Raw genomic sequence first — 24181 nt, forward strand, 5'->3', positions numbered from 1 at the left:
TCTATTTGTGTAATGCATGATCCTGCCCGATCTTCCCTGGAGCCAAAAAGGGGAACGATCATGTTGAAGACCATTCTGTCCTATGCCGTGGCCGCTGGCCTCGCCTTCTCCGCCGTCGCACTGCCGCTGTCCGCAAGCGCGGACGAGCTGGAAACCATCAAGTCCGCCGGCGAGTTCAGGTTCGCCAACAGCGGCGCCTATCCGCCCTTCAGCTTCGTCGACGACAAGAACGAAGTCGTCGGCTTCGACGTCGATATCGGCAACGAGATCGCCAAGCGTCTTGGCGTCAAGGGTGCCGGCGTCAGCACCGCCTGGGACGGCATCATCGCCGGCCTGCTTGCCGGCAAATATGATTCCGTCATCGGCAGCATGACCATCACGCCGGAGCGTGAAAAGGCTGTCGATTTCGTCGGTCCCTATTACAAGTCGGGCCGCGGCGTCTTCGTGACCGAAGGCTCCGACATCAAGTCTATCGACGACCTCAAGGACAAGACCATCGGCGTGACGCTCGGCGAGACCCATGAAAAATGGGCGCGCGAGCGCGGCGGCTGGGAAATCCGCACCTACAAAGGCCTGCCGGAACTGTTCCTTGAGCTGAAGGCCGGCCGTATCCAGGCGATGATCGTCGATGCCGTACCGGTCTCGATCGCCGTCAAGGAAACCGGCGAGAAGGTCGTGAAGCTCGACGTCGCGGAATTCGCCGGCACCGAGGACAAGATCGGCATTGCCATCCGCAAGGGCAATCCGGAGCTGAAGGCCGCCATGCAGAAGGCGCTGGACGACATGATGGCCGACGGCACCTATGAGGCCATCGCCATGAAGTGGGTCGGCTCGGATATCCGCTGATCGTCCTTGAAATGATGGCTCCGGCAGGCGCGTGATCGCGCCCGCCGGCAGCCTCACCGATTGCCGAGGATCCGGGCATGGATATCTCTCTTGTCGGCCGCATCATTCCTGTCTTCGTCCAGGCGGCCTGGACGACCGTCGAACTCTCCCTGATCTCGCTTGCCATCGGGCTTGCCGTCGCGGCGCTGATCGCCGGGCTTCGCCTGTCGCATGTGGCGATCCTGCGGTTTCTCGGCACGGCCTATGTCAGCGTCTTTCGCGGCACGCCGGCGCTCATCCAGATCTTCCTGCTTTATTTCGGCGGGCCGCAGATCGGCATCCAGCTTGAGCCTTTTGCCGCGGGCGCCATCGCGCTGGGGCTGAACATCGCCGCCTATATGGCGGAATCGATCCGCGGCGGCGTGCTCTCGGTCGATCGCGGGCAGATGGAGGCGGCGCGCTCGCTCGGTTTTGCCGAGGGGCAATCCATGCGCTGGATCGTGCTGCCGCAGGCCGCCAAGCTGATGATCCGCCCGCTCGGCGTCAATGCCGTGGCGCTGGTCAAGGGCACGGCGCTTGTTGCCACCATCTCCGTCGTCGAACTGACCTATACGGCGCAGCGCTTCATCGGCTCCACCTACAAACCCTTCGAGATTTTTGCTGTGACGGCGGTGCTCTACATGATCATGGTCTACGGCCTGACACTCATTATCGACCGTCTCGACCGCGCCTATGCCGGGGAGGCCTGAGCCATGCAGGGACTGGATTTCAGCATCGTTCCGGAATACTGGCCGCTGATCGGCAAGGGCCTGTGGTGGACCGTGGTCATCTCCATGGCTTCCGCCGTGCTTAGCGTTATCGCTGGCATCGGCTTTGCCTTGCTCGTGCTCTATGCCTCGCCCGTGGTGCGCTATCCGCTGCGCCTCTTCATGTGGCTCTTCATGGGCACGCCGCTGCTGTTGCAGCTCTTCCTCATCTATTTCGGCCTGGTGCAGATCGGAATCGACATTCCGGCCATCTGGTCGGGTATCATCGGCCTCAGCCTGCATTTCGCCGTCTACAATGCCGATATCTTTCGTGCCGGCATTGCCTCGCTCGACAAGGGGCAGACGGAGGCGGCGCGCTCGCTTGGTTTCGGCGCCTGGCGCACGCGGTTCTACATCGTCGTGCCGCAGGCGGTGCGCAACACGGTGCCGGCCATCGGCAACATGATGATCGCACTCCTGAAGGAATCCTCGATCGTCTCGATGATCGGCATTGCCGAATTGGTGCACAGCGCGCAGCTCGTCATCAGCGAGACCTATCGGCCCTTCGAATTCTACCTGACGGCCGCCGCCCTTTACTACATTCTCAATCTCGTCCTCGAAGCCGTCCTGCGCGGGATCGAACGCAAAGTGGAGCTTTCGCGATGAACGACGTCCGTCCGATGATCGAGGTGCGCGGGGCCAGAAAGTTTTTCGGGCCGCTGGAAGTGCTGAAGGGCATCGATTTCAGCGTGGCGCGCGGCCAAATCGTTGCCGTCATCGGGCCTAGCGGCTCCGGCAAGAGCACGCTACTGCGCTCGATCAACCATCTCGAAACGCTGGATGGCGGCGAAGTCTGGCTCGATGGTGTGCAGGTCAACCAGAAGCTCGACCGCCGCGCCTTCGAACGCCATATCAACCGCGTGCGCCAGCAGATGGGCATGGTGTTCCAGCATTTTAACCTGTTCCCGCACCTGAGCGTGCTGGAAAACATCACCATCGCCCCCATCAAGCTGAAGGGCATGCCGAAGGCTGAGGCGCGCACGCTCGCCCTGAAAATGCTCGACAAGGTTGGCCTCGCCGACAAGATCGATGCCTTCCCGGCCCGGCTTTCCGGCGGTCAGAAGCAGCGTGTCGCGATTGCCCGGGCGCTCGCCATGCAGCCGAAGGTCATGCTGTTCGACGAGGCGACCTCGGCGCTCGATCCGGAGCTGGTGGACGAGGTCAACCTCGTCATGAAGCAGCTTGCGGCCGAGCACATGACCATGGTGATCGTCACGCACGAGATGCGTTTTGCCGCCGAAGTCGCCGACCGCGTTATCTTCATGGCCGACGGTGCGGTGGTGGAGGAGGGCAAGCCCGAAGACCTCTTCCGCAACCCGACGCAGGAGCGCACCCGCGGCTTCCTGAAGAAATTCCTCAACGGCTAGACGCCGCATTAAAATCCATTGGACCGATCATGAGCCAGCAACCGACATCGACGGGCGAACGCCCGGCATCGCACCTCTTCTACCAGTCGCGCATGCGCCGGCCGCTCGCCGATCGCGCGGAGGGCATCTACATCTGGGACGAGCACGGAAGGAAGGTCATCGACGGGTCGAGCGGCGCGATGGTCGTCAATATCGGCCATTCGAACCGCAACGTGCTCGAAGCCATGAAACGGCAGATGGACAAGGCGACCTTCGCCTATCGCCTGCATTTCGAAAACCAGCCGGCGGAAGACCTGGCGCGGCGGCTATCCGGCTACATGCCGGAAGGGCTCGACCGGGTGTTCTTCGTCTCCGGCGGCTCGGAGGCGGTGGAATCCTGTCTGAAGCTCGCCCGGCAATGGGCACTCGCCACCGACCAGCCCGAACGCTGGAAGGTCATCTCGCGCTTCCCCTCCTATCACGGCTCGACGCTGGGCGCGCTCGCCGTCACCGGCTATGACGCGCTGAAAAAACCGTTCCTGCCGATGCTGCGCGACATGCCGCACATCAAGGCGCCGACCGCCTATCTCGACCGCGACAACTTCTCGCTGGAAGAGCGCGGCGTGCGCTATGCGGACCTCCTTGAGGAGAAAATCCTGGAGGAGGGGCCGGGAAGCGTGCTCGCCTTCATCATGGAGCCGATCGGCGGTGCTTCCACCGGCGCGCTGGTGGCGCCCGACAGCTACTATCCGCGCATCCGCGAGATCTGCGACAAATACGGCATCCTGTTGATCCACGACGAGGTGATGAGCGGGGCCGGCCGCACCGGCCGCTATCTCGGCGGCGACCACTGGAATTGCCGGCCGGATATCATCGCGCTCTCCAAGGGGCTCGGTGCCGGCTATTGCCCGCTCGGCGCGATGATCGCCCATTCGCGGCTGGTGAAACCCGTGCTTGATCGCGGCGGCTTCGCCCATGGCTACACCTATGCCGGCAATCCTCTCGCCTGCGCGGCGGGGCTTGCCGTGCTCGACGAGATCGAGCGGCAGGATTTGCTTGGCAACGCCACCCGCATCGGTGACCTGCTGCGGTCGGAACTGGAGGGCCTTGCGGAACGCTACCCCTTCATCGGCGACGTGCGCGGCAAGGGCCTGCTGCTTGCCGCCGAATTCGTCTCGGACCGGGAGACCATGGCGCCGCTGCCGAAGGCGCTGGAAGCCCACCAGCGCGTCGTCGACATCGCCTATGAGCGCGGTCTGATCATCTATTCGCGCCGCACGCGCGGTGGCGTGGAGGGCGATCATTTCCTCGTCTGCCCGCCGATGATCACCACGGAAGAGCAGGTCGGCGAGATCGTGACGATCCTTGACGCGACGCTCGCCCAGCTTGCCGGCGAACTTTCGCTGCCGATCCGCAAATAAGGTGCCGCCATGAAGTCTAACAAGGTCATCATCACCTGCGCGGTCACCGGTTCCGTGCACACGCCCTCCATGTCGCCGCACCTGCCCTACAAGCCGGAGGACATCGCCGCCCAGTCGATCGAGGCGGCGGAGGCGGGTGCCTCGATCCTGCACCTGCATGCACGCAATCCGGAAGACGGGCGGCCGACAGCCGATCCGAAAATCTTCATGCGCTTCCTGCCGATCATCAAGCAGGCGAGCAATGCGGTGATCAACATCACCACCGGTGGCTCCTCCGTCATGACGCTGGAGGACCGGCTGGCGGCGGCGGTCGCGGCGGAACCGGAAATGTGCTCGCTCAACATGGGCTCGATGAATTTCGGCCTTTTCCCCATGCTCGAGCGGCCGCGCGAGTGGCAGCATGCCTGGGAGCCGGAACTGCTGGAGGCGACGCGCGGCACGATCTTCCGCAACACCTTTGCCGATATCGAGGCGATCCTGCGCCGGCTCGGCGAAGGTTGCGGCACGCGCTTCGAGTTCGAATGCTACGATGTCGGGCATCTCTACACGCTCGCGCATTTCCGCGACCGCGGGCTCATTCCCGGCACGCCTTTCATGCAGTTCGTCTTTGGCGTGCTCGGCGGCATCGGCGCCGATCCGGAAAACCTGATGCATATGAAGCGCATCGCCGACAAGCTTTTCGGTGACGACTACCGCTTCTCGGTGCTCGCCGCCGGCCGCAAGCAGATGCCGATGATCACCATGGCCGCCACGATGGGCGGCAGCGTGCGCGTCGGGCTGGAGGACAGTCTGTTCGATGGTCGCGAGCTCGCCACCTCGAACGCCGACCAGGTGCGCCGCATCCGCGCGATCCTCGAAGGTCTTTCATTGGAGGTGGCGACGCCGGACGAGGCGCGCACTATGCTCGGTCTCAAGGGCGGCGATCGCGTCGCATTCTGAGAGGGATCATGCGGGACGATATCCGGATAAGGGTGGCGGTGGCGGATGACGCCGAGACGATCCATGCCGGGCTGAAGGCGCTGGCGACGAGCATGGATGCGGAGGAGAAATTCGTCGCGACGGTGGAGAACGTCCGCCGCTACGGTTTTGGCGAAGCGCCAGCCTTCGAGGTGCTGATCGCCGAGGCGGACGGCACCTTTGCCGGTCTCTGCCTGACCTTCCCGATCTTCTCCACCTGGATGGGCACGCCGGGCATCTATGTGCAGGACCTCATCGTCGAGACCGCCTTTCGCGGCCGGCGCATCGGGGAACGGCTGCTGCATGCGGCAGCTCGGCGTGGCCTGGCGCAGGGTGCGCGCTATCTCCGGCTCTCCGTCGACGTGGAAAATTTTCGCGCGCAGGCCTTTTATGACCGGCTCGGCATCCGCCACGCCCGCGACGAGCAGATCCACATGATCAAGGGCGCGGATTTCGATGCATTCGCTGAAGGCGAGGAACCATGAAAACCTTTTTTGCGGACGAACAGAAGCGCCACGATCCGAGCTTCTTCCTCTCGAGCGGCGCGCCGCAGCCGAACCCGGAACAGCCGGAGCGCGTCGAGCGCCTGCTTTCCGGCGCACGCGCCGCGGGCCTGGAGATCGTGCGGCCGAAGGATCATGGGCTTGGCCCGGTCTCCGCCGTACACACGCCGGAATATATCGATTTCCTCGGCCGCATCCATGAGCGCTGGCAGCGCATCGAAGGGGCGTCGACGGAGGTGATCCCGAACATCCATCCGATCGCCCGCACCGGCAGCTACCCGGCGTCCGCCGTCGGGCAGGCGGGCTATCACATGGCCGATACGTCCTGCCCGATCTCCGAACACACCTTTGAAAGCGCCTGCTGGAGCGCCTCGACGGCCGTTTCCGCGGCCGAGGCCGTGATGGCCGGCGACGCCTGGTCCTATGCGCTCTGCCGTCCGCCGGGCCACCATGCTTTCCGCGATGTCGCCGGCGGCTTCTGCTTCTTCAACAATTCCGGCATCGCCGCCGAGCATCTCCTGAAGGATGCGAAACGCGTCGCCATCCTCGACGTGGACCTGCACCACGGCAACGGCACGCAGGGCATGTTCTACGAGCGCCGCGACGTGCTGACCGTCTCGATCCATGCCGATCCGGTGCGCTTCTACCCGTTCTTCTGGGGCCATGCGGACGAGCGCGGCGAGGGGTTCGGCCTCGGCTACAATCTCAACCTGCCGCTGGCGCGCAAATCCGGCGACGACATCTTTCTCTATGCCCTTGCCGTCGCCATCCGCCGGGTCGAGGCCTTTTCGCCGGATGCGCTGGTCGTGGCGCTCGGCCTCGATGCCTTCGAGAACGACCCGTTCGGCGGCCTTTCGGTCTCGACACCCGGCTTCGCCCGCATCGCCGAAGCCATCGGCGCGCTGCGCCTGCCGACGGTCATCGTGCAGGAGGGCGGTTACCTGTGCGACGAACTCGGCGACAACCTGACATCCTTCCTGACCGGCTTCGGCGCGCTGTCGGGATAGGTCCGTTGGTCGAAGGGAATGGTGGCGATCGCCTGGCGCAGTTCGGCCAGCAGGATGTTTTCCGCGCGGCTGCGGCGGGCAGCACCATCATAGACGAGATGCACGTCGATGACCGGCGCATTCTCATAGGGCGGCAGGCGCCAGAGACGGCCGGCACGCAGGTCCTCCTCCACGACATGGATCGGCAGCGGCCCGAAGCCGAAGCCGGCGATAATCAGCCGCTTCACCTCTTCGAGATGCGAGGAGGTGCCGACGGTCTGGCCTTCGAAACCTTCCTGCTGGCGCAGCAGTGCCACCGGCCACAGCGCGCCGGACATCTGGTCTGTCTTGAAGGAGACGTAGGGCTCGTTGCGCAGCGCCGAAAGCGGCAGGTCGGGTATGCCGAACAGCGCATGCCGCGCGCCGCAGAAATAGCCGAAGCTTTCCCGGTAGAGCACCTCGTATTCGAGCTTCGGATGCCGCTCCTGCATCAGGCAGAAGCCGAAGCATGCGTCGCGATTGAGCACGGCCGCCACCACGTCCTGGCTGGAGGCGACGGAGAGCGAGATCGTGACCTGCGGAAACGCGCGGTGGAAGCCCGCCAGGACCTCGTCGAGGAACGGGCAGACGACGTGGCTCGCCAGCGTCATCTCGATATGACCGGTCAGGTCGCCGGGCTGTTCCTCCATATGCTGCGGCAGGCCGGAGACGATGTCGAAGAGGGCCACGCATTCGCTGAACAGCCGCTGGCCGGCGGGGGTGACGGCGAAATGCGAGGCGTTCCGCTCGACGAGCCGGCAGCCCATATGCGTCTCCAGCCGCTTCAGCGCATTGCTGACGGTCGGCTGCTTCAACGACAGTTTCTCGCCCGCTGCCGTCAGACCGCGTTCCTGCGCGATCACCATGAAGGTGCGCAGCAGGTTCCAGTCGATTTCCCAGACGAATCGCCGCCTTTGCCGGGCCATGTGCATCATTCCCTGAATTTATGCTTCCGGCGGCGACTATTGCATGATGCAATCCGGCGTCAAAGGTCTCTCACCCGCACGAAGGAGGTTTGCCGTGCCGCTTCTCACCTACCAGGGCGTCGTCTATCCCGCGCAATGTGACGCGATGGGTCACATGAACGTGCAGTTCTACATCGCGGCCTTCGACCAGTCGCTCTGGCACCTGATGGCCGCTAGCGGCTATTCGGCGGCGTGGATTATGGAGCGCAGGGAGGGGTTGGCGGATCGCCGCTACGAGATCGATTTTCGCCAGGAATTGCCGGTCGGCAGCCTGTTCGAAGTCCACAGCGCCGTGGTGAAGGTGGGACGCACCTCGCTCACCACCCGGCACTGGCTGACGAACAAGGCGGACGGCGTGCTGTGTGCGGAACTGCTCGCCGTCTCCGTCTATTTCGATCTTGCAGGTCGAAAGTCCCTGCCGCTTCCGGCCGCGATCGTGACGGCGGCCGGCGGTCTGGTGGAGGCGGTTACAGCCCCAGCGCCGTGAGCGCGGCGTCCATGCGCTCGCGCGCCTTCTTGGGCAGCTTGCCGGTCTTGACGGCATCGAGATTGGCCGGCGCATCGCCGACCACAACCACGCCGACCATGCCCATGCCGGCATGCGGCGTGCACTTGACGCCATAGGCGCCCGGCTTGTCGAAGGTCACCTTGTAGGTCTCGTTCATCTTGCTCTTGAAGGCGGCTGCGCCCTCGGGGATCATGTCCTTGATCGTCTCGACATTGTGCCCCTTGTCCGTCGGGATGAAGGTGACGGTGTCACCCGGCGCGACCTTCACGAAGGCCGACTCGAACACCATGGCCCCTTCGGCCCCCTTGTTCAGCATATGCACTTCGAAATCTGCCGCCGCCGCCGGAAGGGCGAGCGCCATGAGGATTGCTGCAGCACCGACGATGCTGGTTGCCATGATACGCACTGGAAGTCTCCTTGCTGCCGAACGTCTCTCGTTCATGGCGAAGGAGGTAGCCCCGCCGCGTCGCGCCTTCTTTGACGTTGATCAAACAAGACCGCGATGGCGCGTGGCGTGCTGTCGCAGGCCTCCGGGTTTTGGCTTACCAGCGCAGCCAGCGGCGACCAAGCAATGCGCCGGCGCCGGTCACGACGCCGATGGCGATCGTGTACCAGGCGGCGAGGAAAAGGGGGCTGTCGTCCGGGCAGTGCCAGGCATAGATGGCGGCGGCGATCGCGCCGGCCGCAAGCCCGGCGGCCGCACCGGCCGCCGTCGGGTTTTCCGGGGCGCCCTGCTTCAGTGCCCAGAACAGGCCGGCAAGCGGCGCCAGCGACAGGACCGGGATGAAGAACAGGCAGAACAGCGCATTGCCGCCGACCATGTTGGCCTTCCACGTCGCCTGCGGCAGCACCGCGAGTTCGGCCGCGACCGCCGCACCGACCAGCAGCGCCGGCAGGCCGAGCAGCAAGGCCGGCAGGCGCAGTGCCTCTCCCGGCCGGCCGATGCGCATGGCGAGCCGGGCGGCGAGCACGGCAAGCGCGATCGTCACGACGATCTTGAACAGCACGCGCGCTGTCTCGAAGACGCTCGCCATGTTGTGCCGCAGGCCGACGGTGATGACGAGCAGCACGCCGGAGACGGCAACGCCCGCGACGAGCGCGATGGCGAGCGCGCGGCCGTAGCGCAGGCCGACGGGCGCGTCTTGCGTCATCAGGGTAATCAGGTCGTCGGTCTTCATGTCAGTCGCTCCGATAGAGGGCGGCGAGCGATTTCAGCGCCCGGTGGAGGGCGACGCGCACCGCGCCCTCCGTCATCTTCAGCCGTGCCGCGGTTTCCCGGATGCCCGCCCCCTCGATCGAGATCGAGCGGACGATATCGCGTTGCGGATCCCTGAGCTGCGCCAGCATCGTCTCCGTATCCAGCCGGTCGGCGGCCTCGTGCGTCTCGTCGCCCGCCTCCAGGAAATCGGAGACGTCGTCGATCGGCACGCTGACCTGCCGGCCGCGGCGGCGCAGGCTGTCGACCAGCTTGTTGCGCACGATCGTCGTCAGCCAGGGGCCGAGCGGCCGGGCCGGATCCCAGGTGCCGCGCTTCAGGTGAATGGCGAGCAGCACTTCCTGCACGACATCCTCCGCCTCGCTCGCCGGCGCACCATACTGGTCGCAGCGCCGGCGCGCCATGCGGCGCAGATGCGGCGTCACCGCCACGAGGAAACGGTTATAGGCCTGCACATCGCCCTTGATGGCGAGACGCAGCCAATCCGCCCATTCCTCTTCGCGCGCCGACTGTTTCACCGTTTCCTTCCCCTACGCCAGGGCACACGATTTTGTTACCGCGTGATCCCGAAAGAAATTCGTAACGCGCCAAGAGCCTGATGCGCCGAGCCTTTTTCTTACGCCGCCGACCTTTCGGCAAGGGGCGCGCGGAAAAAACGACGCCCCAGGCTGTAACGAAGCCGGACCTGTCTCCGTAGCCCCCAATGCAACAGCCAATCGCGGCTGGCCACAAATGGAGACAGACATGAAGACCACGATCGTTACCCTCGCCCTTGCCGGCTCGCTTGCTTCGGCGCTCGCAACCATCGCCATGCCGGCCGCCGCCGAGGATGGCAAGGAAAAATGCTACGGCATCGCAATGAAGGGCCAGAACGACTGCGCGGCAGGCCCGGGCACGACCTGCGCCGGCACCTCGAAGATCGATTACCAGCAGAACGCCTGGAAGCTGGTTCCGACCGGCACCTGCGTCTCGATGAAGACGCCGAACGGCCACGGCATGCTGGAACAGGGCATGGCACCGGCCTGAAGCCTTCGTTCCTCCCTATCAGGCGGCGCCTTTCCGGCGCCGCCGCTTCCCTTCGAAGAGGCCCGTCATGATCCCCTCCCGCCTTCCGCGCCGCGCTGGCGTCGGCTTCAAGCCCGAGCATTTTGCCGATATTCTTTCCGCACCCGAGCCCATCGGCTTCTTCGAGGTCCATGCGGAAAACTATATGGGTGCGGGCGGGCCGCCGCATGCGCAGCTTGGCAAGCTGCGTGAGGATCATGCGCTGTCGATCCACGGCGTCGGCCTGTCGATCGGCTCCATGCAGCCGCTCGACCGCGATCATCTCGCCCGGCTGAAGGTGCTGTGCGACCGCTACCAGCCGGAGAGCTTTTCCGAGCACCTCGCCTGGTCGACGCATGACAGCGTCTTCCTCAACGATCTTTTGCCGCTGCCCTATACCGAGGAGACGCTCACCCACGTGGTCGAGCATGTCGACCAGGTGCAAGACGTATTGAAGCGGCAGATGCTGCTCGAAAACCCCGCCACCTATCTGCTCTTCGAGGAAAGCACGATCGAGGAGACGGTCTTCCTCGCCGAAATCGCGAGGCGCACCGGCTGCGGCCTGCTGCTCGACGTCAACAATGTCTTCGTCGCCGCGACGAACCACAATCTCGACGCCCGCGATTACATCGCCCGTTTCCCGCTTGAGGTCGTGCGCGAAATTCACCTGAGCGGCCATTCGGAGACGGTGGACGATCTTGGCGCGGCCCTGCTGATCGACAGCCACGATACGCCCGTCAAGGATCCGGTCTGGGCGCTCTACGAGACGGTGATTGGCCGCATCGGGCCGGTCGCCAGCCTCGTCGAATGGGACAATGACGTGCCAGCCTGGCCCGTGCTGCGCGACGAGGCGATGGCCGCCCAGCGCATCCTCGATGCGGCCGCCCGCCAAAGGGCGGCGTGAACCATGTCCGCCGCCACCCAGACCGCCTTCGCCGCCGGCCTGTTCGCGGCCACGCCGCCGCCGGCTGGGTTGACCGCGTGGAATTCGCGCGCGCCGGAGCGCCGCTACGGCGTCTACCGCAATAACGTCTCGGCGAGCCTTACGGGCGCGCTGTCCTCTCGCTTCCCGGTGGCCGAGCGCATCGTCGGTTTAGAATTCTTCCGGGCGATGGCGCAGGCGTTCGTCCTTCTCCACCCGCCGCGCTCGCCGCTGCTTCTCGCCTATGGCGATGATTTTCCGGATTTCGTTGCGGCCTTCGAGCCGGCGCGTGACATCGCCTACCTGCCCGATGTGATGCGCCTGGAGGTCGCCCGCGGCCGCGCCTATCACGCCGCCGATGCGGCGCCGCTCGATCCGCAGGCGCTGGCGGCGGTCGATCCGGCCCGGCTCGGCGATCTCGTCTTCACGCCGCATCCCGCGCTGTCGATCTTCTCCTCGCCGCATCCGGCCGTATCGATCTGGGCGATGAATGCCGGCGAGCGCCCGCTGACACCCCTCGAATGCTGGGACGGCGAGGATGCGCTGGTCGTGCGCCCGCAGATGATCGTCGAGGTGACCCCGCTGCCGCCGGGCGGCGCGATATTTCACCGGCTGCTCGCCGTCGGCGAAACGCTTGGGCTGGCGGCCGAGGCCGCGATGGCGGCGGAAGAACGCTTCGACCTTTCGACAAACCTCGCGGTGCTGCTCCGCTCCGGAGCCTTCACCGCCATCAGAGAGGAAAACCCCGATGAACACCGACACCATGCCTGATGCCGCCCTGCCGCTGCCGCGCAGACTTTATGACCAGGCTTTGCAGGCGCTGACGCGGATCCCGAACGATCTCATCGCCCTCGTTGCGCGCCTGTCGATCGCCGCCGTCTTCTGGCAGTCCGGCCAGACGAAGGTGCAGGGTTTCATGGTCTCCGACAGTGCGCTCTACCTGTTCGAAAACGAATACAAGCTGCCGCTCGTCGATCCCTGGCTGGCGGCGCACCTTGCCGCCTTTGCAGAACATCTCTTCCCGGTCCTGCTGGTCATCGGCCTTGCCAGCCGCCTCTCCGCGCTGGCGCTGCTGGCGATGACGCTGGTCATTCAGATCTTTGTCTATCCCGGCGCCTGGCCGACGCATGGCACCTGGGCCGCCTGCCTGTTGTTCATCGCGGCCCGCGGCCCCGGCCTGCTGTCCCTCGATGCCTGGCTCGCGCGCTCGCGGTGAGGCCGATCGGTTCGCGTGCATTGCACGGACCCGAAAAATCGAAGATAGAGGCAGGATGACGAAAGTTGCTTCTCTCGATGAAACGAAGGATCTGCCGCCGCGCGACCGCCGGCGGTCGCTGGCGATCGGCCTGCTCAGGGCGCGCGAGGCGGTGATGAGCCATTTCCGGCCGATCCTTGCCGATCACGACGTGACCGAGCAGCAATGGCGGGTTTTGCGCGCGCTATCGGAAGCCGGCCTGCTCGATGCGACGGAAGTTGCGGAAAAGGCCTTCATTCTCGCGCCGAGCCTCACCCGCATGCTGCGCGCGCTGGAGGAACGCGGCTTCATCACCCGGCACAAGGACAAGGACGACGGCCGCCGCGTCCTGCTCAAGCTTGCGCCGGCAGGCCAGGCGATCATCGACGAGGTGATGCCGGACAGCCGCCGCGTCTACGCGGATATCGACGCCCGCTTCGGCGCCGGCCGCACCGAGCAGCTTCTCGACATGCTGGAAGAACTCGCCGCCCTCAAGCTCGACGGCAAGGCGGGCGGCGAGGAATAGAGCGTCAGTAGACCTTGGCGTTCTGCGGGGCTTTCGCGGGATCCGCGGCCTTGAAGTCGGCGAGCAGCTTCGTCGTGGCATTGGCGAGCAGCGTCACATCGTTGCCGATCGCGACGAAGGTCGCGCCGAGGTCGAGGTAGCGTTTCGCAAGCCCGAGATCGCCGGTGAGGATGCCCGCCGCCTTGCCATGCGACTGGATTTTTTTGAGCGCCGTCTCCACTTCGGCCTGCACTTCCGGCGCGCCGGGCCTGCCCAGAAAGCCCATGTCGGCGGCAAGGTCGGCCGGGCCGATGAAGACGCCGTCGACGCCCTCCATGCCGGCAATGTCGTCGAGCGCTTCGAGCCCCGCGCGGCTTTCGACCTGCAGCAGAAGGCAAACTTCCTCATTGGCCGTCTGCAGGTAATCCGTCGTGCGGTTGAAGGCGGAAGCGCGGGCGAGCGATGCGCCGACACCGCGCACGCCGTGCGGCGGATAGCGCACGGCCTTCACCATGGTTTGTGCCATCGTCTTGCTGTCGACCATGGGGATGAGCAGCGTCTGCGCCCCGATGTCGAGCAACTGCTTGACGATCCAGGTTTCGCCGATCGGCGGGCGGATGACGGCGTGGCTCGCCGAGCCTTTCATCGCCTGGAGCTGCGAGACGAGCAGGGGCACGTCGTTCGGCGCATGTTCGGCGTCGAGCAGCAGCCAGTCGTACCCCGCCTCGGCGCAGATTTCGACCGTGTAGGGATTGGCGAGCGCCTGCCAGAGGCCGATCTGCGCACGGCCTTCCTTCAGCGCCTGCTTGAAACGGTTTTTCGGAGCGGCCATGGCAAAATCCTTATGCGAAGAACAGGCTGACGGTGCCGTAGGGGCCGAAATCCGCGACGATCGTATCGCCGTGGCGCGCCTCTATCGGCCGGATGAACGAGCCGGCGAGCACGATCTGCCCTGCCTCGATGCCATCGCCATATTGCGCCAGCCGGTTGGCGAGCCAGGCGACGCCGCGGGCCGGCTGGTTGAGTACGCCGGCGCCGAGGCCGGTTTCCTCCACCTCCGCGTTGCGGCTGACGATGGCGCCCATCCAGCGCATGTCGATCTGGTCCGGCCGCACAGCACGGCCGCCGGTGACGATGCCGGCATTGGCCGCATTGTCGGAGATCGTATCGAAGATGGTGCGCGCCTTCTTCGTCTGCGGATCGACGCGCTGGATGCGCGTGTCGAGGATTTCGAGCGCCGGCGTCACGTAGTCCGTCGCGTTCAACACGTCGAAGACGGTGATGCCGGGACCTTTCAGCGGCGCCTTCATCACGAAGGCGATCTCCGCTTCGACACGCGGCTGGATGAAGCGATCCGCCGGCACGGTTGCTCCGTCCTCGAACACCATGTCGTCGAAGAGCACGCCGGAATCGGGAATGTCGATGTTCAGCGCATATTGCATGGCCTTGGAGGTGAGGCCGATCTTCCAGCCGATCACCCTGCGGCCGTCGGCGATCTTCTTTTTCACCCACGCGCCCTGGATCGCATAGGCGTCGTCCATGTCGATCGCGGGGTATTTTAGCGAAAGCAGGCGCGTCTGGATGCGGCTGCGCTCAGCTTCGTCGAGGCTTTCCGCGGCGAGGCGGATATCGTCCGGCGTCATCATGGACAAACCTCGTCGGCGATGGTGTTGCGCAGCGTGCCGATGCCCTCGGCTTCCACCTCGACCACGTCGCCCGGCTTCAGCCAGATGGGCGGATCGAAGCGGGCGCCCGCGCCCGTCGGCGTGCCGGTGACGATGATGTCACCCGGCACGAGCGTGGTGAAGGTGGAGATGTAGTTGATGATTTTCCGGAAGGAAAAGATCATCCGGCTGGTGCGGTCACTCTGGCGCACCTCGCCGTTGACGCGGGTTTCGAGCTTGATGTCGGCGAGCTGGCTCTCGTCCGTATAGGGCACCAGCCAGGGGCCGATCGCGCCGGTGCTGTCAAAGTTCTTGCCCTGCGTGACGTTGAACTTGGCATGCCGCACCCAGTCGCGGATCGTGCCCTCGTTGCAGAGCGAGAGGGCCGCGATATGGCCGAGCGCATCCGCCTCCGCAATGCGCCGCCCGCTTTTGCCAATGACGATAACGATCTCGCCCTCATAATCGAGCTGCGGGCTTTCCAGCGGGCGGATCAGCGGTCGGCCGTGACCGGTGAAGGAGCGGGGGAAGCGGATAAACAGGGAGGGGTTGGCGGGCGCGGCCTGGCCGTCCTTGTACTCCTCGTTGCGATCGGGAAAATTCACGCCGACGCAGATGATCTTTTCCGGTGCCGGGATCGGGATTTCGTACGTCACATCTGCGAACGCGTAATCGGCGAGGAGCGCCGAGGCTTCTTCCGCCAGCGTGCCGAGCGCCCCCGCCTCGATCACCTCGCGCAGGCTCGGCCATCGTTCGCCGTAGCGTGCCGAAAGGTCCACGATGCCGTCATCCTTAACGAGACCATAGTTCAAGGCACCCTGATGGGAAAAGCCGGCGAGGCGGGGCCGTTCGGTCACGATGGTCTCCTATTTCAATCTGCGGGCGATCTCGGTGATGACAGTGAAGGCGGTGTCGGCATCGTCGCGGGTCATTTCGAACTGGCCGGCCTGGAAGCGGATGGCGATATGGCCCTCGACGCGGGTCTGCGTCAGGTAGATGCGGCCATCGTCGTTGATGGCGTTGACCAGCGCGATATTGTGCTCATCGCCGCCGCCCTTGTGGCGGAAGGAGAACAGCGAGAGCACCGGCTCGCTGACGATCTCGAAATCCGGCTCGGCGGCAAGTCGTTCGGCCAGTTCCACCGACCATTTTACGTGGTTGCGGATCATCGTGCGCAGGCCTTCGAGCCCGTGATAGCGCATCAGGAACCACAGTTTCAGCGCCCGGAAACGTCGGCCGAGCGGCACGGACCATTCGGAATAGTTGATGATGCCGTCATGGCCGTGCGTCTTCAGATATTCCGGCTGGATGGCCAACGTGCGCACCTGGTCTTCCGGGCTGCGGATGAACTGCACCGAGCAATCGAAATTGGCACCGAGCCATTTGTGCGGGTTGAAGACGATGGAATCCGCTGCCTCGACGCCGTCCCAGAGGGTTCGGAATTCCGGGCAGATCATCGCCGAGCCCGCCCATGCCGCATCCACATGCAGATAGAGCCCATGCGCCTTGACGACCTCTGCAACCGCGCGGATCGGGTCGCAGGCGCCGATCGAGGTGCCGCCGGTGCAGGCGATGACGCCGGCGGGGATATGGCCGGCCGCGAGATCGGCCTTGATCGCGGCGTTGAGCGCCTCCGGGTCCATGCCGTTTAGCGGCCCCTTTGTGGGGATGCGCACGAGGTTTGCCTCGCCGATGCCGGAAATCCAGATCGCGCGGTCGATGGAGGTGTGCACCTGTTTCGAGGCATAGACGCGCACCGCCTTGTGCACTGACAACCCCTCGCTGTTGCCCTTCCAGCCGAGCGCCCTCTCGCGCATGACCAGCACGGCGGCGAGCGTTGCGGTCGAGGCGGAATCCTGGATGACGCCGGCAAATCCATCCGGCAGGCCGAGGGCCTGGCGCAGCCAGTCGACCACGCGGGTTTCAAGCTCGGTTGCAGCGGGTGAGGTCTGCCAGAGCATGCATTGCGCGGCGACGGACGTGACGAGATAATCCGCGATCACCGAGACCGGCGCGGCATTGGCCGGGAAATAGGCGAAAAAGCGCGGGTGTTGCCAATGGGTGAGGCCATCGGGAATGATGCGCTCGAAATCCGCAAAAATCGCCTCCATCGTCTCGCCCGCTTCGGGTGCTGCGGCATCGATCTGGCGGGCAATATCGCCCGGCTTCGTCTGCGCCCGAACGGGCCGCTCCCGCAGGCCTGCGCGGTAGTCGGCGCCCCAATCGGCAACCGTTCGCGACCACTGACGGAATTCTTCGCTGTCCATGTTTCACTCCCTTGTCGGCATTGGTTCTTCTCGGCGCTCGGCCGTCGATTTGCAATGCCCGTCAGGGGGCGATGATCGGTTGCGCCTTCAGGAGCGAATCCGAGACCTCGGTGCCGGCAAACAGGCTGCCATGCTCGAACCACGATTTTGGCGCCGGCGACCCCCAGAGCGTCTGCCGTTGCGGGTCTTTCAGGTCCCATTTGATGGGTTCGAGGTCCGGGTCTACCGTCTGGTAATCCGAGCAGTAAATCTCGATGCGGTGGCCGTCCGGATCGAGGATATAGAGGAAAAAGGCGTTGGAGATGCCGTGGCGGCCGGGACCGCGCTCGATGTTGGAGACCCAGCCGGTCGTCGCCATCAGGTCGAGCAGGTCGATGATGTTGAGTGGTGTGGGCACCCAGAAGGCGGTGTGGTGCAGGCGCGGGCCGCGGCCGTTGGTGAAGGCGATGTCGTGCACGCCGCCTTTACGATGCGTCCAGGCGGCCCAGAGCCGGCCGGACTCTTCGTCCTCGGTATATTCCGTCACGCGAAAACCGATCTCGTTGTAGAAGGCGACGCTGGCGTCGACATCCGGCGAGAAGCAGTTGAAATGGTCGATGCGCAGCGGCTTCACGCCGCGATAGAGCGCATATTTCTGGTGGATCGGCGGCAGGCGGTCCATCTTGGTGTAGAATTCCAGCGGAATGCCCTGCGGATCGCGCGTGCGAAAGGTGCGGCCCTGGTAGGGGCGCTCCACCCATTCCACCGGCAGGCCCTTGCCCTTGAAGAAGTGCACGGCCTTTTCGAGGTCTTCTTCATCAAAAACCTTGAAGCCGAGGTCGCGGGCCTCCGGCCTGTCCGATTTCTTCAGCACGATGCAATGGTGGCCGCGCTCTTCCATGGCGCGCAGGTAAATCGTGTCCGCCGTCTCGTCCGTCACCTGCAGGCCGAGGGTATCGGCATAGAAGGCGCGGGATTTTGCGAGGTCCGTCACGCCGAATTCGACATGGGAGAGCCGCACGATGTTGAACGGCGGGTAGAGGTTCGGCTGGGGTACGGGCATGGGGTCCTCCTCAAGCGCAGTCTTGTCGGGCGGTCAGCCGCCGAGTTTCGGGATTGCGTGGGCGCTGGTGGCAAAGGCGATGTTCTTCGTCTCCATGTAGAAATCGAAAGACCAGTCGCCACCATCGCGGCCGATGCCGGAATTCTTCACGCCACCGAAGGGGGTCGGCAGGTGGCGCACATTCTCCGAATTCACCCAGATCATGCCGGCCTCCAGATGATCGGTGAAGCGGAAGGCGCGGGTAATATCCGCGGTCCAGAGATAGCCGGTGAGGCCGTACTGGACGTCGTTGGCGAGTGCCAAAGCTTCGGCCTCGTCCTTGAAGGGAATGGCGGTCAGCACAGGCCCGAAAATCTCCTCCTGGGCGATGCGCATGGCGTTGTTCGCGCCGGTGAAGAGCGTCGGCGAGACGTAGCAGCCACCGCCCGGCCCGTCGAATTTCTCGCCGCCCGCGGCAACCGTCGCGCCCTCCGATTTGCCGATCGAGATGTACTCCAGAACCTTCTTCTCGTGTACCGGATGGATCAGCGGGCCGACGACGGTTTCGGGATCGAGCGGATGGCCGACCGTGATGCGTTTCGCCTTTTCCGCGACGAGGGCGGTGAAGCGGTCGTAGATGCTTTCTTCCACCAGCAGGCGCGAGGAGGAGGTGCAGCGCTCGCCGTTCAGCGAATAGATCATGAAGACGGCGGCGTCGGCGGCGCGTTCGAGGTCCGCATCGGCGAAGACGATGACCGGGTTCTTGCCGCCGAGTTCGAAATGCACGCGCTTCAGCGTGTCGGCGCCCTGTTTCATGATCATCGAGCCGGTGCGGCTTTCGCCGACGAAGCCGATCGCCTTGATCAGCGGATGTTCGGTCAGCGCCTTTCCGGCATCCTCGCCAAGGCCGTTGACGAGGTTCCAGACACCCTTCGGCAGGCCGGCCTCTTCGGCTATCTCGACCAGCAGCCGCGCCGTCAGCGGCGAGAATTCGGCCGGTTTATGCACGATGGTGCAGCCGGCGGCGAGCGCCGGTGCGATCTTCCAGGTGGAGAGCATGAAGGGCGTGTTCCACGGCGTAATGATGCCGACCGGGCCGATCGGCACGCGGGTCGTCATGTTGACCTGGCCCTCGGTGCGCAGCGTCTTGCCATCGCGGGCTTCCGGCGCTCGGTCAGCGAAGAAGCGGAAGTTTTCCGCCCCGCGCAGTGCGGCCTTCGCCATGAAACGCAGCGATTGCCCCGTATCCATGCATTCGACGAAGGCGACTTCCTCCGCCCGCGCCACGATGGCATCGGCGATCTTGTGCAGCAGTTTTTTGCGCGCATCGCCCGGCATGGCCGCCCAATCGGCGAAGGCAGTCTTTGCGGCTTTTGCCGCGCGGTCGATATCGGCGGCCTTGCCGTGTGCCACCTTGGCAAGTGGCTTCAGGTCGACGGGCGAGGTGGTCTCGAAGGTCGCGCCATCCTCGGCCGGCACGTCCTCGCCGGCGATGCGGTTCAAGACGCCCTTTTCCTTGAAGCGGGCGAGATAGGCCTCCGCCTTCGCGCTGTTTTCCTGAAGTTTCGACATGGGACTTCCTGTTATTTGCCGCGCAGGCGCGGATGGATGGCGTTCTTCTTCCAGCTCAACTCCGCGTCGATCTCGCGGATTTCCAGCGAAAGCGCGAAGTGCGGCGTCTCGAAGAGGGGGGCGAGCAGCCGGCTTGCCGTGGCGAAAAGCGCCTCGCCGGTGTGTTTTTTCTCTTCCGCGCTGCGGCCCTTGCCGATGCGGAAGTTGAGGTCGATGAAGGCGTTTTCGGCCAAGCGGTCGGCGATCGCGTAGTGATCGGCCCGCAGCGCCCTGACGCGGACGGCGCCGACCTCGAAGAGGCCGGTTGCGAGCACCGTTTCCAGCAGCGCCGCGCAGAGCGCATCGAGATCGGTGCGGCCTTCCAGATTGGCGGAATATTCGACGGTCAGGTGCGGCATTGTTCCTCCCGGCGCGCAGCTTTTTATTTAACGTGTTAAATATAAGGCCGCTTGTCAAGGGGCATCAGCCGCCGAAGCTGCCGGCCTGGGTTGGGACGTGCACATAGTTGCGGTCGAAATAGATCAGCGCATGCCCATCGCGCCGGCAGCGGATGTCCACGACCTCGCCGATGAAGATGTTGTGCGTGCCGACCAGCCGCGCCTCCGTCAGCCGGCAATCGAAGGAGACGATGGCGTCGGCAAGCGCCTGGTTGCCGGAGGGCAGGTCCGTCCAGGCGGCATCGGCATAACGTGCCTCCATGTCGGCTTGCTGGCCGGCGAAGGAGGCGGCGAGCGCCTTGTGCTCCTGTGTCAAAACATTGACGCAGAAGCGGCGGTTCTCGATGAAAAGCCCCGTCTGCGCCGAGCGGCTGTTCATGCAGACGAGCAATGTCGGCGGCTCGTCGGTCACCGAGCACATGGCGGTGGCGGTAAAGCCGCCGCGGCCGGCGGCTCCCTTGGTGGTGATGACGTTGACGGGCGCGCAGACCCGCGCCATCGCGTTGCGGAATTCGGTCTTCGAGACATTGAGGCCCATCGCGCGGCCCTCATTCGGCAGCGTTGCGCAGGGCATCGTCGTCCCGTGGCGGCAGCCAGGTGTCGCCCGTCCAGCCGGTCTCGTCGTAATCGGCCATGCATTGGTCGACCAGCGCTTCCATCTCCTTGAGGCGCCCGCCGCGCTCCGCACCCTTCAGCACCTGGAGGCGCACTTCCTCCGGCGCGCCGGCATAGTTCAGCTCGTAGAGCGCGTGGCGGCCGCCAAATTCCGTGCCGGTCGCGTCCCACAGCAGCTTCATGATCTTGATGCGCTCGATATGACCCATATTGTCGGAGCCGCGGACATATTGCGCGAGATAACGGTTGATCTCCGGATTGGCGAAATCCTTGGCGGAGGAGGGCAGGTAGATGAGGCCGGAGGCGACCGTGCGGCGCACGATGTCGATGACCTTCGGATAGGCCTCCGACATGAAGGTGCGGTAGCAGAGCGCCGCTTCAAGGTTCGGCAGCACCGCGCCGTTTGCCCAGGGAATGGGGTTATAGGCCATGGCGTTGGAGAAGGACCAGAACTGGTGGCGGATGGCGATCACCTCGCCGAGCATCGCCTGATTGCCGCGGAAGGCATCGCCGCCGGTGGCCCGCAAGGCTTTCGCCAGCAGGCCGGCCAGAAAGTCCATCTTCACCGCAAGCCGGGTGCAGCCCTGGAAGCAATAGCCGTGCATGAAGCCGGAGGCGGGGTGGAAGGAGAGTATCTTTGCCGCATCGCGCAGCACCAGCACGTCCTCCCAGGGGATGAAAACATTGTCGAGCACGAGGATCGCGTCGTTCTCGTCGAAGCGCGAGGAAAGCGGGTAGTCGAAGGGATGGGCGGCGGTGGCCGCCGTCTGCTCGTAGGAGGTGCGGCAGAACATTTTTACCCCCGGCGCATTCATCGGCACGATGAACATGACGGACAGCGACGGGTCCTCGGTGACGGTCGCTGAGCTCTGGGCGAGGAAATTGTAATGCGTCAGCGCCGAGGAGGTGGCGACGACCTTGGCGCCCGAGACATAGATGCCGGCATCCGTTTCCCTGGTGATGTGCACGAACACGTCCTTCACCGCATCGGCCGGCTTGTGGCGGTCGATCGGCGGGTTGACGATGGCGTGGTTCATGAAGAGCACGCTTTCCTGCGCGCGTTTGTGCCAGGCGAGCGCATTGTCCTTGAAGGGGCCGTACCAGTCGGCATTGGCGCCGAGTGTGTTCATCAGCGCCGCCTTGTAATCGGCGGTGCGGCCCATCCAGCCGTAGGACATGCGCGCCCAGTCGGCGATGGCGCCCTGCTGGGCGACGAGATCGGCGGCGGAATGGGCGACGCGGAAATATTTGTGCGTGTAGCCGCCGGAGCCCGTATCAGTCGGCGATGTCAGCCGTTCCTTACGCTTCGGGTCGTGTAGCGCATCGTACATGCGGGCCAGCGAGCGGGCCGAATTACGCATTGCGGGGTGGGTCGTCACGTCGGCGATGCGCTCGCCGTTGATATAGACCTCGCGCCCGTCGCGCAGGCTCGCGAGATATTCGGCGCCGGTGAACGGCCGTGTCTTGTCGCTGCGATGATCTTCGGCGCGCATGGTGATCCTCCCAAAAAATCCTGACAAAGGCTAAGTCCGCCGAGCAGCGGGCGCCATGGACAAACCGGGCAATTCGCTGGTACTTTTTCGGGCATGACTGCACGCAAGGATGTCCCCGCCTTCTTCGTTTACGGCGAGCCGAGCCGCACGCTCGACGTCGGCTTCCTGCATGTCGAAACGGTGATGGAGCGAAAAAGCCTGCATTTCGGCCGCGTCGCACCGCACAAACACCCGCTGATGGGGCAGATCACCTATTGGTTCAAGGGCGAAGGCCGTTACCGGATCGAGGATCGCACTTGGAATTTTTCCGCTCCGGCGATCAGCTTCGTGCCGAGCAATGTCGTGCACGGTTTCGATGTCGGCGAACAGTCGGATGCGATCGTCGTGTCGATCTCCGACGACCTGCTGCGGGCGATGGCGCCTCAGGTGGATCTGGCGCTTGACGCGCCGGTGCTGCTTTCCGGCGAGGCGGATGCGGCGGGCTGGGTGCGGATCGGCATGCTGCTCGACATGGTGATGGAGGATTATCGCGGCGGTGCTGCCGCGAGCGAGCGGGTGCTGGCGGGGCTGATCGGCGTGGTCCTGTCGCTGATGGCCCGGCTCGGCGGCAATGTCGGTTTCAAAGGCGCGTCGCCCGCAGTGGCGCTGGGGCTGGAATTGCGCCGCGCGATCGACCGGCACTATCGCGAGGACCGGCCGGTCGGCCATTATGTCGAGCGTCTGGCGACGACGCCGCACCTGCTCGACAAGGCGGCGCGCACGGTTTTCGGCCAGACGGTGAAGGACATGGTGCTGGAGCGCCGCCTGCTGGAGGCCAAGCGCCTGCTGCGCTTCACCATCCGCCCCGTGGAGGATATCGGCCGGGAGACCGGCTTCGAGGATCCCGCCTATTTTTCGCGGTTCTTCCGCAAGCGCACCGGTGTTTCGCCGACGGAGTGGCGCCGGCAGAACTCGGAAGCTGCCGGCGCGGGTTGATCAGGCATCCTGCCAGTCGACCTGCAACTCTTCGCGGAAGGCGAAGCGGACGAGGTGGCGCACGACGACGTCCTTCAACTGCTCCATGTCTTCGCCATTCGGTGCCGTTAGCGAAAGGCGCAGCGTGTTGTCCTCCGCTTTCAGCCGGCAGTCGCCGACCGAAAAGGAAATCTCCCCCGCATGCGCGTCGAAGGTGACGGCGCGCTTGTGGGCGAAATGTTTGCAGAGCTGTTGCAGGTAGCGGCTCGCCTGTTCGGTGGCGATGGCGGCTTCGCTCTTGAGAGTGCTCATCAGCTTTTCTCCACGGTCTTGGCGGCAAGGTCGAGTGCGGCGGCGATGGCTTCCGACGCCTCGGCGCTCATTTCTCCGCGCCGGAGGCGCAGCCGCATGGCGAGCTTGAGGTTTTCCATGGCGCGCACGACCGGCGCCGGCACGCCTTCGCGTCCACCGGGACCCCTATGACCGGCACGGGCCATGAGTTCGTCGATGGCGGCGCGGTTTGCGGCGAGGAAAGCCTCGCCTTCCGGCGTGATGCGGTAGCGCTTGCGCCCGCCTTCCGCCGGCTCGATCACGGTGTAGCCCATGTCGTCCAGCCAGGCGAGCGTCGGGTAGATGACGCCGGGGCTCGGGCTGTAGCTGCCGCCGAAACGATCTTCGACGGTCTTGATCAGCTCATAACCATGGCTCGGCGCGTCCGCGATGATGGCGAGAAGCAGCAGGCGCAGCTCGCCATAGTCGAACAGGCGTCCGCCGTGGCGGCCACCGCGGCCGCGGTGGAAGGGACCCGAACGATCGTCGGGCGGTGAAAAGTGGCGGTGTGGGCCGCATCCCATTCTGTGTCTCATAGTGCCGATATAAAT

General features: G+C 64.7%; 30 protein-coding genes. 15 read left to right on the plus strand and 15 right to left on the minus strand.

Features of this window, described 5'->3' with window-relative positions:
- The first annotated feature begins 60 nt into the window (after nt 1–60).
- From GB927_RS23850 to GB927_RS23885, 8 genes are all read left to right on the plus strand, one after another.
- On the plus strand, nt 61–846 hold the full coding sequence (locus GB927_RS23850) for an ABC transporter substrate-binding protein (protein WP_439628989.1): 786 nt from the start codon (nt 61–63) through the stop codon (nt 844–846).
- Between the two features lie 77 nt (nt 847–923).
- A complete protein-coding gene (locus GB927_RS23855; protein ID WP_256119718.1) occupies nt 924–1574 on the plus strand; it encodes an amino acid ABC transporter permease in 651 nt (216 codons plus the stop codon).
- 3 nt (nt 1575–1577) lie between these two features.
- The gene (locus GB927_RS23860; protein ID WP_256119719.1) at nt 1578–2237 is read left to right on the plus strand and encodes an amino acid ABC transporter permease; all 660 of its coding nucleotides are present in this window, start codon (nt 1578–1580) and stop codon (nt 2235–2237) included.
- On the plus strand, nt 2234–2998 hold the full coding sequence (locus GB927_RS23865) for an amino acid ABC transporter ATP-binding protein (protein ID WP_305112357.1): 765 nt from the start codon (nt 2234–2236) through the stop codon (nt 2996–2998). The genes GB927_RS23860 and GB927_RS23865 overlap by 4 nt, the downstream gene beginning before the upstream one ends.
- A gap of 29 nt (nt 2999–3027) precedes the next feature.
- Nucleotides 3028–4398 carry an aminotransferase family protein gene (locus GB927_RS23870; protein ID WP_256119720.1) on the plus strand — a complete coding sequence of 457 codons (1371 nt, stop codon included), beginning with the start codon at nt 3028–3030 and terminating at the stop codon, nt 4396–4398.
- A gap of 9 nt (nt 4399–4407) precedes the next feature.
- Nucleotides 4408–5337, plus strand: a complete 930-nt coding sequence (gene kce / locus GB927_RS23875) for a 3,5-dioxohexanoate:acetyl-CoA acetone transferase (RefSeq protein ID WP_256119721.1) — start codon at nt 4408–4410, stop codon at nt 5335–5337.
- An 8-nt stretch (nt 5338–5345) separates the two neighbouring features.
- Nucleotides 5346–5840, plus strand: coding sequence for a GNAT family N-acetyltransferase (locus GB927_RS23880; protein ID WP_256119722.1), 495 nt, complete (start codon nt 5346–5348; stop codon nt 5838–5840).
- A complete protein-coding gene (locus GB927_RS23885) occupies nt 5837–6865 on the plus strand; it encodes a histone deacetylase family protein (RefSeq protein ID WP_256119723.1) in 1029 nt (342 codons plus the stop codon). The genes GB927_RS23880 and GB927_RS23885 overlap by 4 nt, the downstream gene beginning before the upstream one ends.
- Here GB927_RS23885 and GB927_RS23890 read toward each other — a convergent pair.
- Nucleotides 6796–7809, minus strand: coding sequence for a LysR family transcriptional regulator (locus GB927_RS23890; RefSeq protein WP_256119724.1), 1014 nt, complete (start codon nt 7807–7809; stop codon nt 6796–6798). The genes GB927_RS23885 and GB927_RS23890 overlap by 70 nt on opposite strands.
- A gap of 94 nt (nt 7810–7903) precedes the next feature.
- Here GB927_RS23890 and GB927_RS23895 point away from each other — a divergent pair, with 94 nt between their 5' ends.
- Nucleotides 7904–8335 carry an acyl-CoA thioesterase gene (locus GB927_RS23895; RefSeq protein WP_256119725.1) on the plus strand — a complete coding sequence of 144 codons (432 nt, stop codon included), beginning with the start codon at nt 7904–7906 and terminating at the stop codon, nt 8333–8335.
- Here GB927_RS23895 and GB927_RS23900 read toward each other — a convergent pair.
- The 3 genes from GB927_RS23900 to GB927_RS23910 all read right to left on the minus strand — a co-directional run bounded on the left by GB927_RS23900 (nt 8316) and on the right by GB927_RS23910 (nt 10090).
- A complete protein-coding gene (locus tag GB927_RS23900) occupies nt 8316–8753 on the minus strand; it encodes a pseudoazurin (protein WP_305112389.1) in 438 nt (145 codons plus the stop codon). The two genes, GB927_RS23895 and GB927_RS23900, sit on opposite strands and share 20 nt — an antisense overlap.
- Nucleotides 8754–8898: 145 nt before the next feature.
- Nucleotides 8899–9534 (minus strand): NrsF family protein, encoded by a 636-nt coding sequence (locus tag GB927_RS23905; protein WP_256119727.1) that lies wholly within the window; start codon nt 9532–9534, stop codon nt 8899–8901.
- 1 nt (nt 9535) lies between these two features.
- Nucleotides 9536–10090, minus strand: coding sequence for a sigma-70 family RNA polymerase sigma factor (locus GB927_RS23910; protein WP_256119728.1), 555 nt, complete (start codon nt 10088–10090; stop codon nt 9536–9538).
- Nucleotides 10091–10316: 226 nt separating this feature from the next.
- On the opposite strand from GB927_RS23910, the gene GB927_RS23915 reads away from it, so the two are divergent.
- From GB927_RS23915 to hpaR, 5 genes are all read left to right on the plus strand, one after another.
- A complete protein-coding gene (locus tag GB927_RS23915; RefSeq protein WP_256119729.1) occupies nt 10317–10598 on the plus strand; it encodes a BufA1 family periplasmic bufferin-type metallophore in 282 nt (93 codons plus the stop codon).
- Nucleotides 10599–10665: 67 nt separating this feature from the next.
- The gene (bufB, locus tag GB927_RS23920) at nt 10666–11520 is read left to right on the plus strand and encodes an MNIO family bufferin maturase (protein ID WP_256119730.1); all 855 of its coding nucleotides are present in this window, start codon (nt 10666–10668) and stop codon (nt 11518–11520) included.
- 3 nt (nt 11521–11523) lie between these two features.
- Nucleotides 11524–12309, plus strand: coding sequence for an HvfC/BufC N-terminal domain-containing protein (locus GB927_RS23925; RefSeq protein WP_256119731.1), 786 nt, complete (start codon nt 11524–11526; stop codon nt 12307–12309).
- Entirely contained in the window at nt 12287–12754 is a 468-nt protein-coding gene (locus GB927_RS23930) for a DoxX family protein (RefSeq protein WP_256119732.1), read from the plus strand. The genes GB927_RS23925 and GB927_RS23930 overlap by 23 nt, the downstream gene beginning before the upstream one ends.
- A gap of 37 nt (nt 12755–12791) precedes the next feature.
- Nucleotides 12792–13298, plus strand: coding sequence for a homoprotocatechuate degradation operon regulator HpaR (hpaR, locus tag GB927_RS23935; protein ID WP_256119760.1), 507 nt, complete (start codon nt 12792–12794; stop codon nt 13296–13298).
- Between the two features lie 4 nt (nt 13299–13302).
- On the opposite strand, the gene hpaI is transcribed toward hpaR, so the two are convergent.
- The 9 genes from hpaI to GB927_RS23980 form a co-directional block, all read right to left on the minus strand.
- A complete protein-coding gene (gene hpaI / locus GB927_RS23940; protein WP_256119733.1) occupies nt 13303–14109 on the minus strand; it encodes a 4-hydroxy-2-oxoheptanedioate aldolase in 807 nt (268 codons plus the stop codon).
- 10 nt (nt 14110–14119) lie between these two features.
- On the minus strand, nt 14120–14923 hold the full coding sequence (hpaH, locus tag GB927_RS23945) for a 2-oxo-hept-4-ene-1,7-dioate hydratase (protein WP_256119734.1): 804 nt from the start codon (nt 14921–14923) through the stop codon (nt 14120–14122).
- Complete coding sequence (locus tag GB927_RS23950) at nt 14920–15798, minus strand: fumarylacetoacetate hydrolase family protein (RefSeq protein WP_256119735.1); 879 nt, start codon at nt 15796–15798, stop codon at nt 14920–14922. The genes hpaH and GB927_RS23950 overlap by 4 nt, the downstream gene beginning before the upstream one ends.
- A gap of 9 nt (nt 15799–15807) precedes the next feature.
- A complete protein-coding gene (locus GB927_RS23955; protein ID WP_256119736.1) occupies nt 15808–17208 on the minus strand; it encodes a pyridoxal phosphate-dependent decarboxylase family protein in 1401 nt (466 codons plus the stop codon).
- 61 nt (nt 17209–17269) lie between these two features.
- On the minus strand, nt 17270–18250 hold the full coding sequence (hpaD, locus tag GB927_RS23960) for a 3,4-dihydroxyphenylacetate 2,3-dioxygenase (protein WP_256119737.1): 981 nt from the start codon (nt 18248–18250) through the stop codon (nt 17270–17272).
- Between the two features lie 33 nt (nt 18251–18283).
- Complete coding sequence (hpaE, locus tag GB927_RS23965; RefSeq protein ID WP_256119738.1) at nt 18284–19801, minus strand: 5-carboxymethyl-2-hydroxymuconate semialdehyde dehydrogenase; 1518 nt, start codon at nt 19799–19801, stop codon at nt 18284–18286.
- Between the two features lie 11 nt (nt 19802–19812).
- Nucleotides 19813–20199 (minus strand): 5-carboxymethyl-2-hydroxymuconate Delta-isomerase, encoded by a 387-nt coding sequence (locus tag GB927_RS23970; RefSeq protein ID WP_256119739.1) that lies wholly within the window; start codon nt 20197–20199, stop codon nt 19813–19815.
- A gap of 64 nt (nt 20200–20263) precedes the next feature.
- Nucleotides 20264–20776: a flavin reductase gene (locus tag GB927_RS23975; RefSeq protein WP_256119761.1), complete on the minus strand. Its 513-nt coding sequence runs from the start codon at nt 20774–20776 to the stop codon at nt 20264–20266.
- 10 nt (nt 20777–20786) lie between these two features.
- Nucleotides 20787–22346, minus strand: a complete 1560-nt coding sequence (locus GB927_RS23980) for a 4-hydroxyphenylacetate 3-hydroxylase N-terminal domain-containing protein (protein WP_256119740.1) — start codon at nt 22344–22346, stop codon at nt 20787–20789.
- A gap of 93 nt (nt 22347–22439) precedes the next feature.
- Between GB927_RS23980 and GB927_RS23985 the strand changes: the two genes are divergently transcribed.
- Nucleotides 22440–23321: a helix-turn-helix domain-containing protein gene (locus tag GB927_RS23985; RefSeq protein ID WP_256119741.1), complete on the plus strand. Its 882-nt coding sequence runs from the start codon at nt 22440–22442 to the stop codon at nt 23319–23321.
- Here GB927_RS23985 and GB927_RS23990 read toward each other — a convergent pair whose 3' ends face one another.
- Both GB927_RS23990 and GB927_RS23995 read right to left on the minus strand, forming a co-directional pair.
- On the minus strand, nt 23322–23612 hold the full coding sequence (locus GB927_RS23990) for a DUF2218 domain-containing protein (RefSeq protein WP_256119742.1): 291 nt from the start codon (nt 23610–23612) through the stop codon (nt 23322–23324). It abuts the gene before it with no gap.
- Nucleotides 23612–24154 (minus strand): PadR family transcriptional regulator, encoded by a 543-nt coding sequence (locus GB927_RS23995; RefSeq protein WP_256119743.1) that lies wholly within the window; start codon nt 24152–24154, stop codon nt 23612–23614. The genes GB927_RS23990 and GB927_RS23995 overlap by 1 nt, the downstream gene beginning before the upstream one ends.
- Nucleotides 24155–24181: the final 27 nt, after the last annotated feature.

The sequence above is a fragment of the Shinella lacus genome, assembly GCF_010994755.1.
Lineage (GTDB): Bacteria > Pseudomonadota > Alphaproteobacteria > Rhizobiales > Rhizobiaceae > Shinella > Shinella lacus.

Excerpts from the sequence above, each read along its gene's own strand:
- GB927_RS23880 (WP_256119722.1), top strand. The coding sequence starts at position 5,346 with ATGCGGGACGATATCCGGATAAGGGTGGCGGTGGCGGATGACGCCGAG.
- hpaH (WP_256119734.1), bottom strand. The coding sequence starts at position 14,923 with ATGATGACGCCGGACGATATCCGCCTCGCCGCGGAAAGCCTCGACGAA.
- GB927_RS23985 (WP_256119741.1), top strand. The coding sequence starts at position 22,440 with ATGACTGCACGCAAGGATGTCCCCGCCTTCTTCGTTTACGGCGAGCCG.
- hpaD (WP_256119737.1), bottom strand. The coding sequence starts at position 18,250 with ATGCCCGTACCCCAGCCGAACCTCTACCCGCCGTTCAACATCGTGCGG.
- GB927_RS23855 (WP_256119718.1), top strand. The coding sequence starts at position 924 with ATGGATATCTCTCTTGTCGGCCGCATCATTCCTGTCTTCGTCCAGGCG.
- GB927_RS23850 (WP_439628989.1), top strand. The coding sequence starts at position 61 with ATGTTGAAGACCATTCTGTCCTATGCCGTGGCCGCTGGCCTCGCCTTC.
- GB927_RS23930 (WP_256119732.1), top strand. The coding sequence starts at position 12,287 with ATGAACACCGACACCATGCCTGATGCCGCCCTGCCGCTGCCGCGCAGA.
- kce (WP_256119721.1), top strand. The coding sequence starts at position 4,408 with ATGAAGTCTAACAAGGTCATCATCACCTGCGCGGTCACCGGTTCCGTG.
- GB927_RS23900 (WP_305112389.1), bottom strand. The coding sequence starts at position 8,753 with ATGGCAACCAGCATCGTCGGTGCTGCAGCAATCCTCATGGCGCTCGCC.
- hpaI (WP_256119733.1), bottom strand. The coding sequence starts at position 14,109 with ATGGCCGCTCCGAAAAACCGTTTCAAGCAGGCGCTGAAGGAAGGCCGT.
- GB927_RS23925 (WP_256119731.1), top strand. The coding sequence starts at position 11,524 with ATGTCCGCCGCCACCCAGACCGCCTTCGCCGCCGGCCTGTTCGCGGCC.
- bufB (WP_256119730.1), top strand. The coding sequence starts at position 10,666 with ATGATCCCCTCCCGCCTTCCGCGCCGCGCTGGCGTCGGCTTCAAGCCC.
- hpaE (WP_256119738.1), bottom strand. The coding sequence starts at position 19,801 with ATGTCGAAACTTCAGGAAAACAGCGCGAAGGCGGAGGCCTATCTCGCC.
- GB927_RS23955 (WP_256119736.1), bottom strand. The coding sequence starts at position 17,208 with ATGGACAGCGAAGAATTCCGTCAGTGGTCGCGAACGGTTGCCGATTGG.
- GB927_RS23995 (WP_256119743.1), bottom strand. The coding sequence starts at position 24,154 with ATGGGATGCGGCCCACACCGCCACTTTTCACCGCCCGACGATCGTTCG.
- GB927_RS23975 (WP_256119761.1), bottom strand. The coding sequence starts at position 20,776 with ATGGGCCTCAATGTCTCGAAGACCGAATTCCGCAACGCGATGGCGCGG.
- GB927_RS23905 (WP_256119727.1), bottom strand. The coding sequence starts at position 9,534 with ATGAAGACCGACGACCTGATTACCCTGATGACGCAAGACGCGCCCGTC.
- GB927_RS23860 (WP_256119719.1), top strand. The coding sequence starts at position 1,578 with ATGCAGGGACTGGATTTCAGCATCGTTCCGGAATACTGGCCGCTGATC.
- GB927_RS23885 (WP_256119723.1), top strand. The coding sequence starts at position 5,837 with ATGAAAACCTTTTTTGCGGACGAACAGAAGCGCCACGATCCGAGCTTC.
- GB927_RS23970 (WP_256119739.1), bottom strand. The coding sequence starts at position 20,199 with ATGCCGCACCTGACCGTCGAATATTCCGCCAATCTGGAAGGCCGCACC.
- GB927_RS23915 (WP_256119729.1), top strand. The coding sequence starts at position 10,317 with ATGAAGACCACGATCGTTACCCTCGCCCTTGCCGGCTCGCTTGCTTCG.
- GB927_RS23980 (WP_256119740.1), bottom strand. The coding sequence starts at position 22,346 with ATGCGCGCCGAAGATCATCGCAGCGACAAGACACGGCCGTTCACCGGC.
- GB927_RS23990 (WP_256119742.1), bottom strand. The coding sequence starts at position 23,612 with ATGAGCACTCTCAAGAGCGAAGCCGCCATCGCCACCGAACAGGCGAGC.
- GB927_RS23870 (WP_256119720.1), top strand. The coding sequence starts at position 3,028 with ATGAGCCAGCAACCGACATCGACGGGCGAACGCCCGGCATCGCACCTC.
- GB927_RS23865 (WP_305112357.1), top strand. The coding sequence starts at position 2,234 with ATGAACGACGTCCGTCCGATGATCGAGGTGCGCGGGGCCAGAAAGTTT.
- GB927_RS23890 (WP_256119724.1), bottom strand. The coding sequence starts at position 7,809 with ATGGCCCGGCAAAGGCGGCGATTCGTCTGGGAAATCGACTGGAACCTG.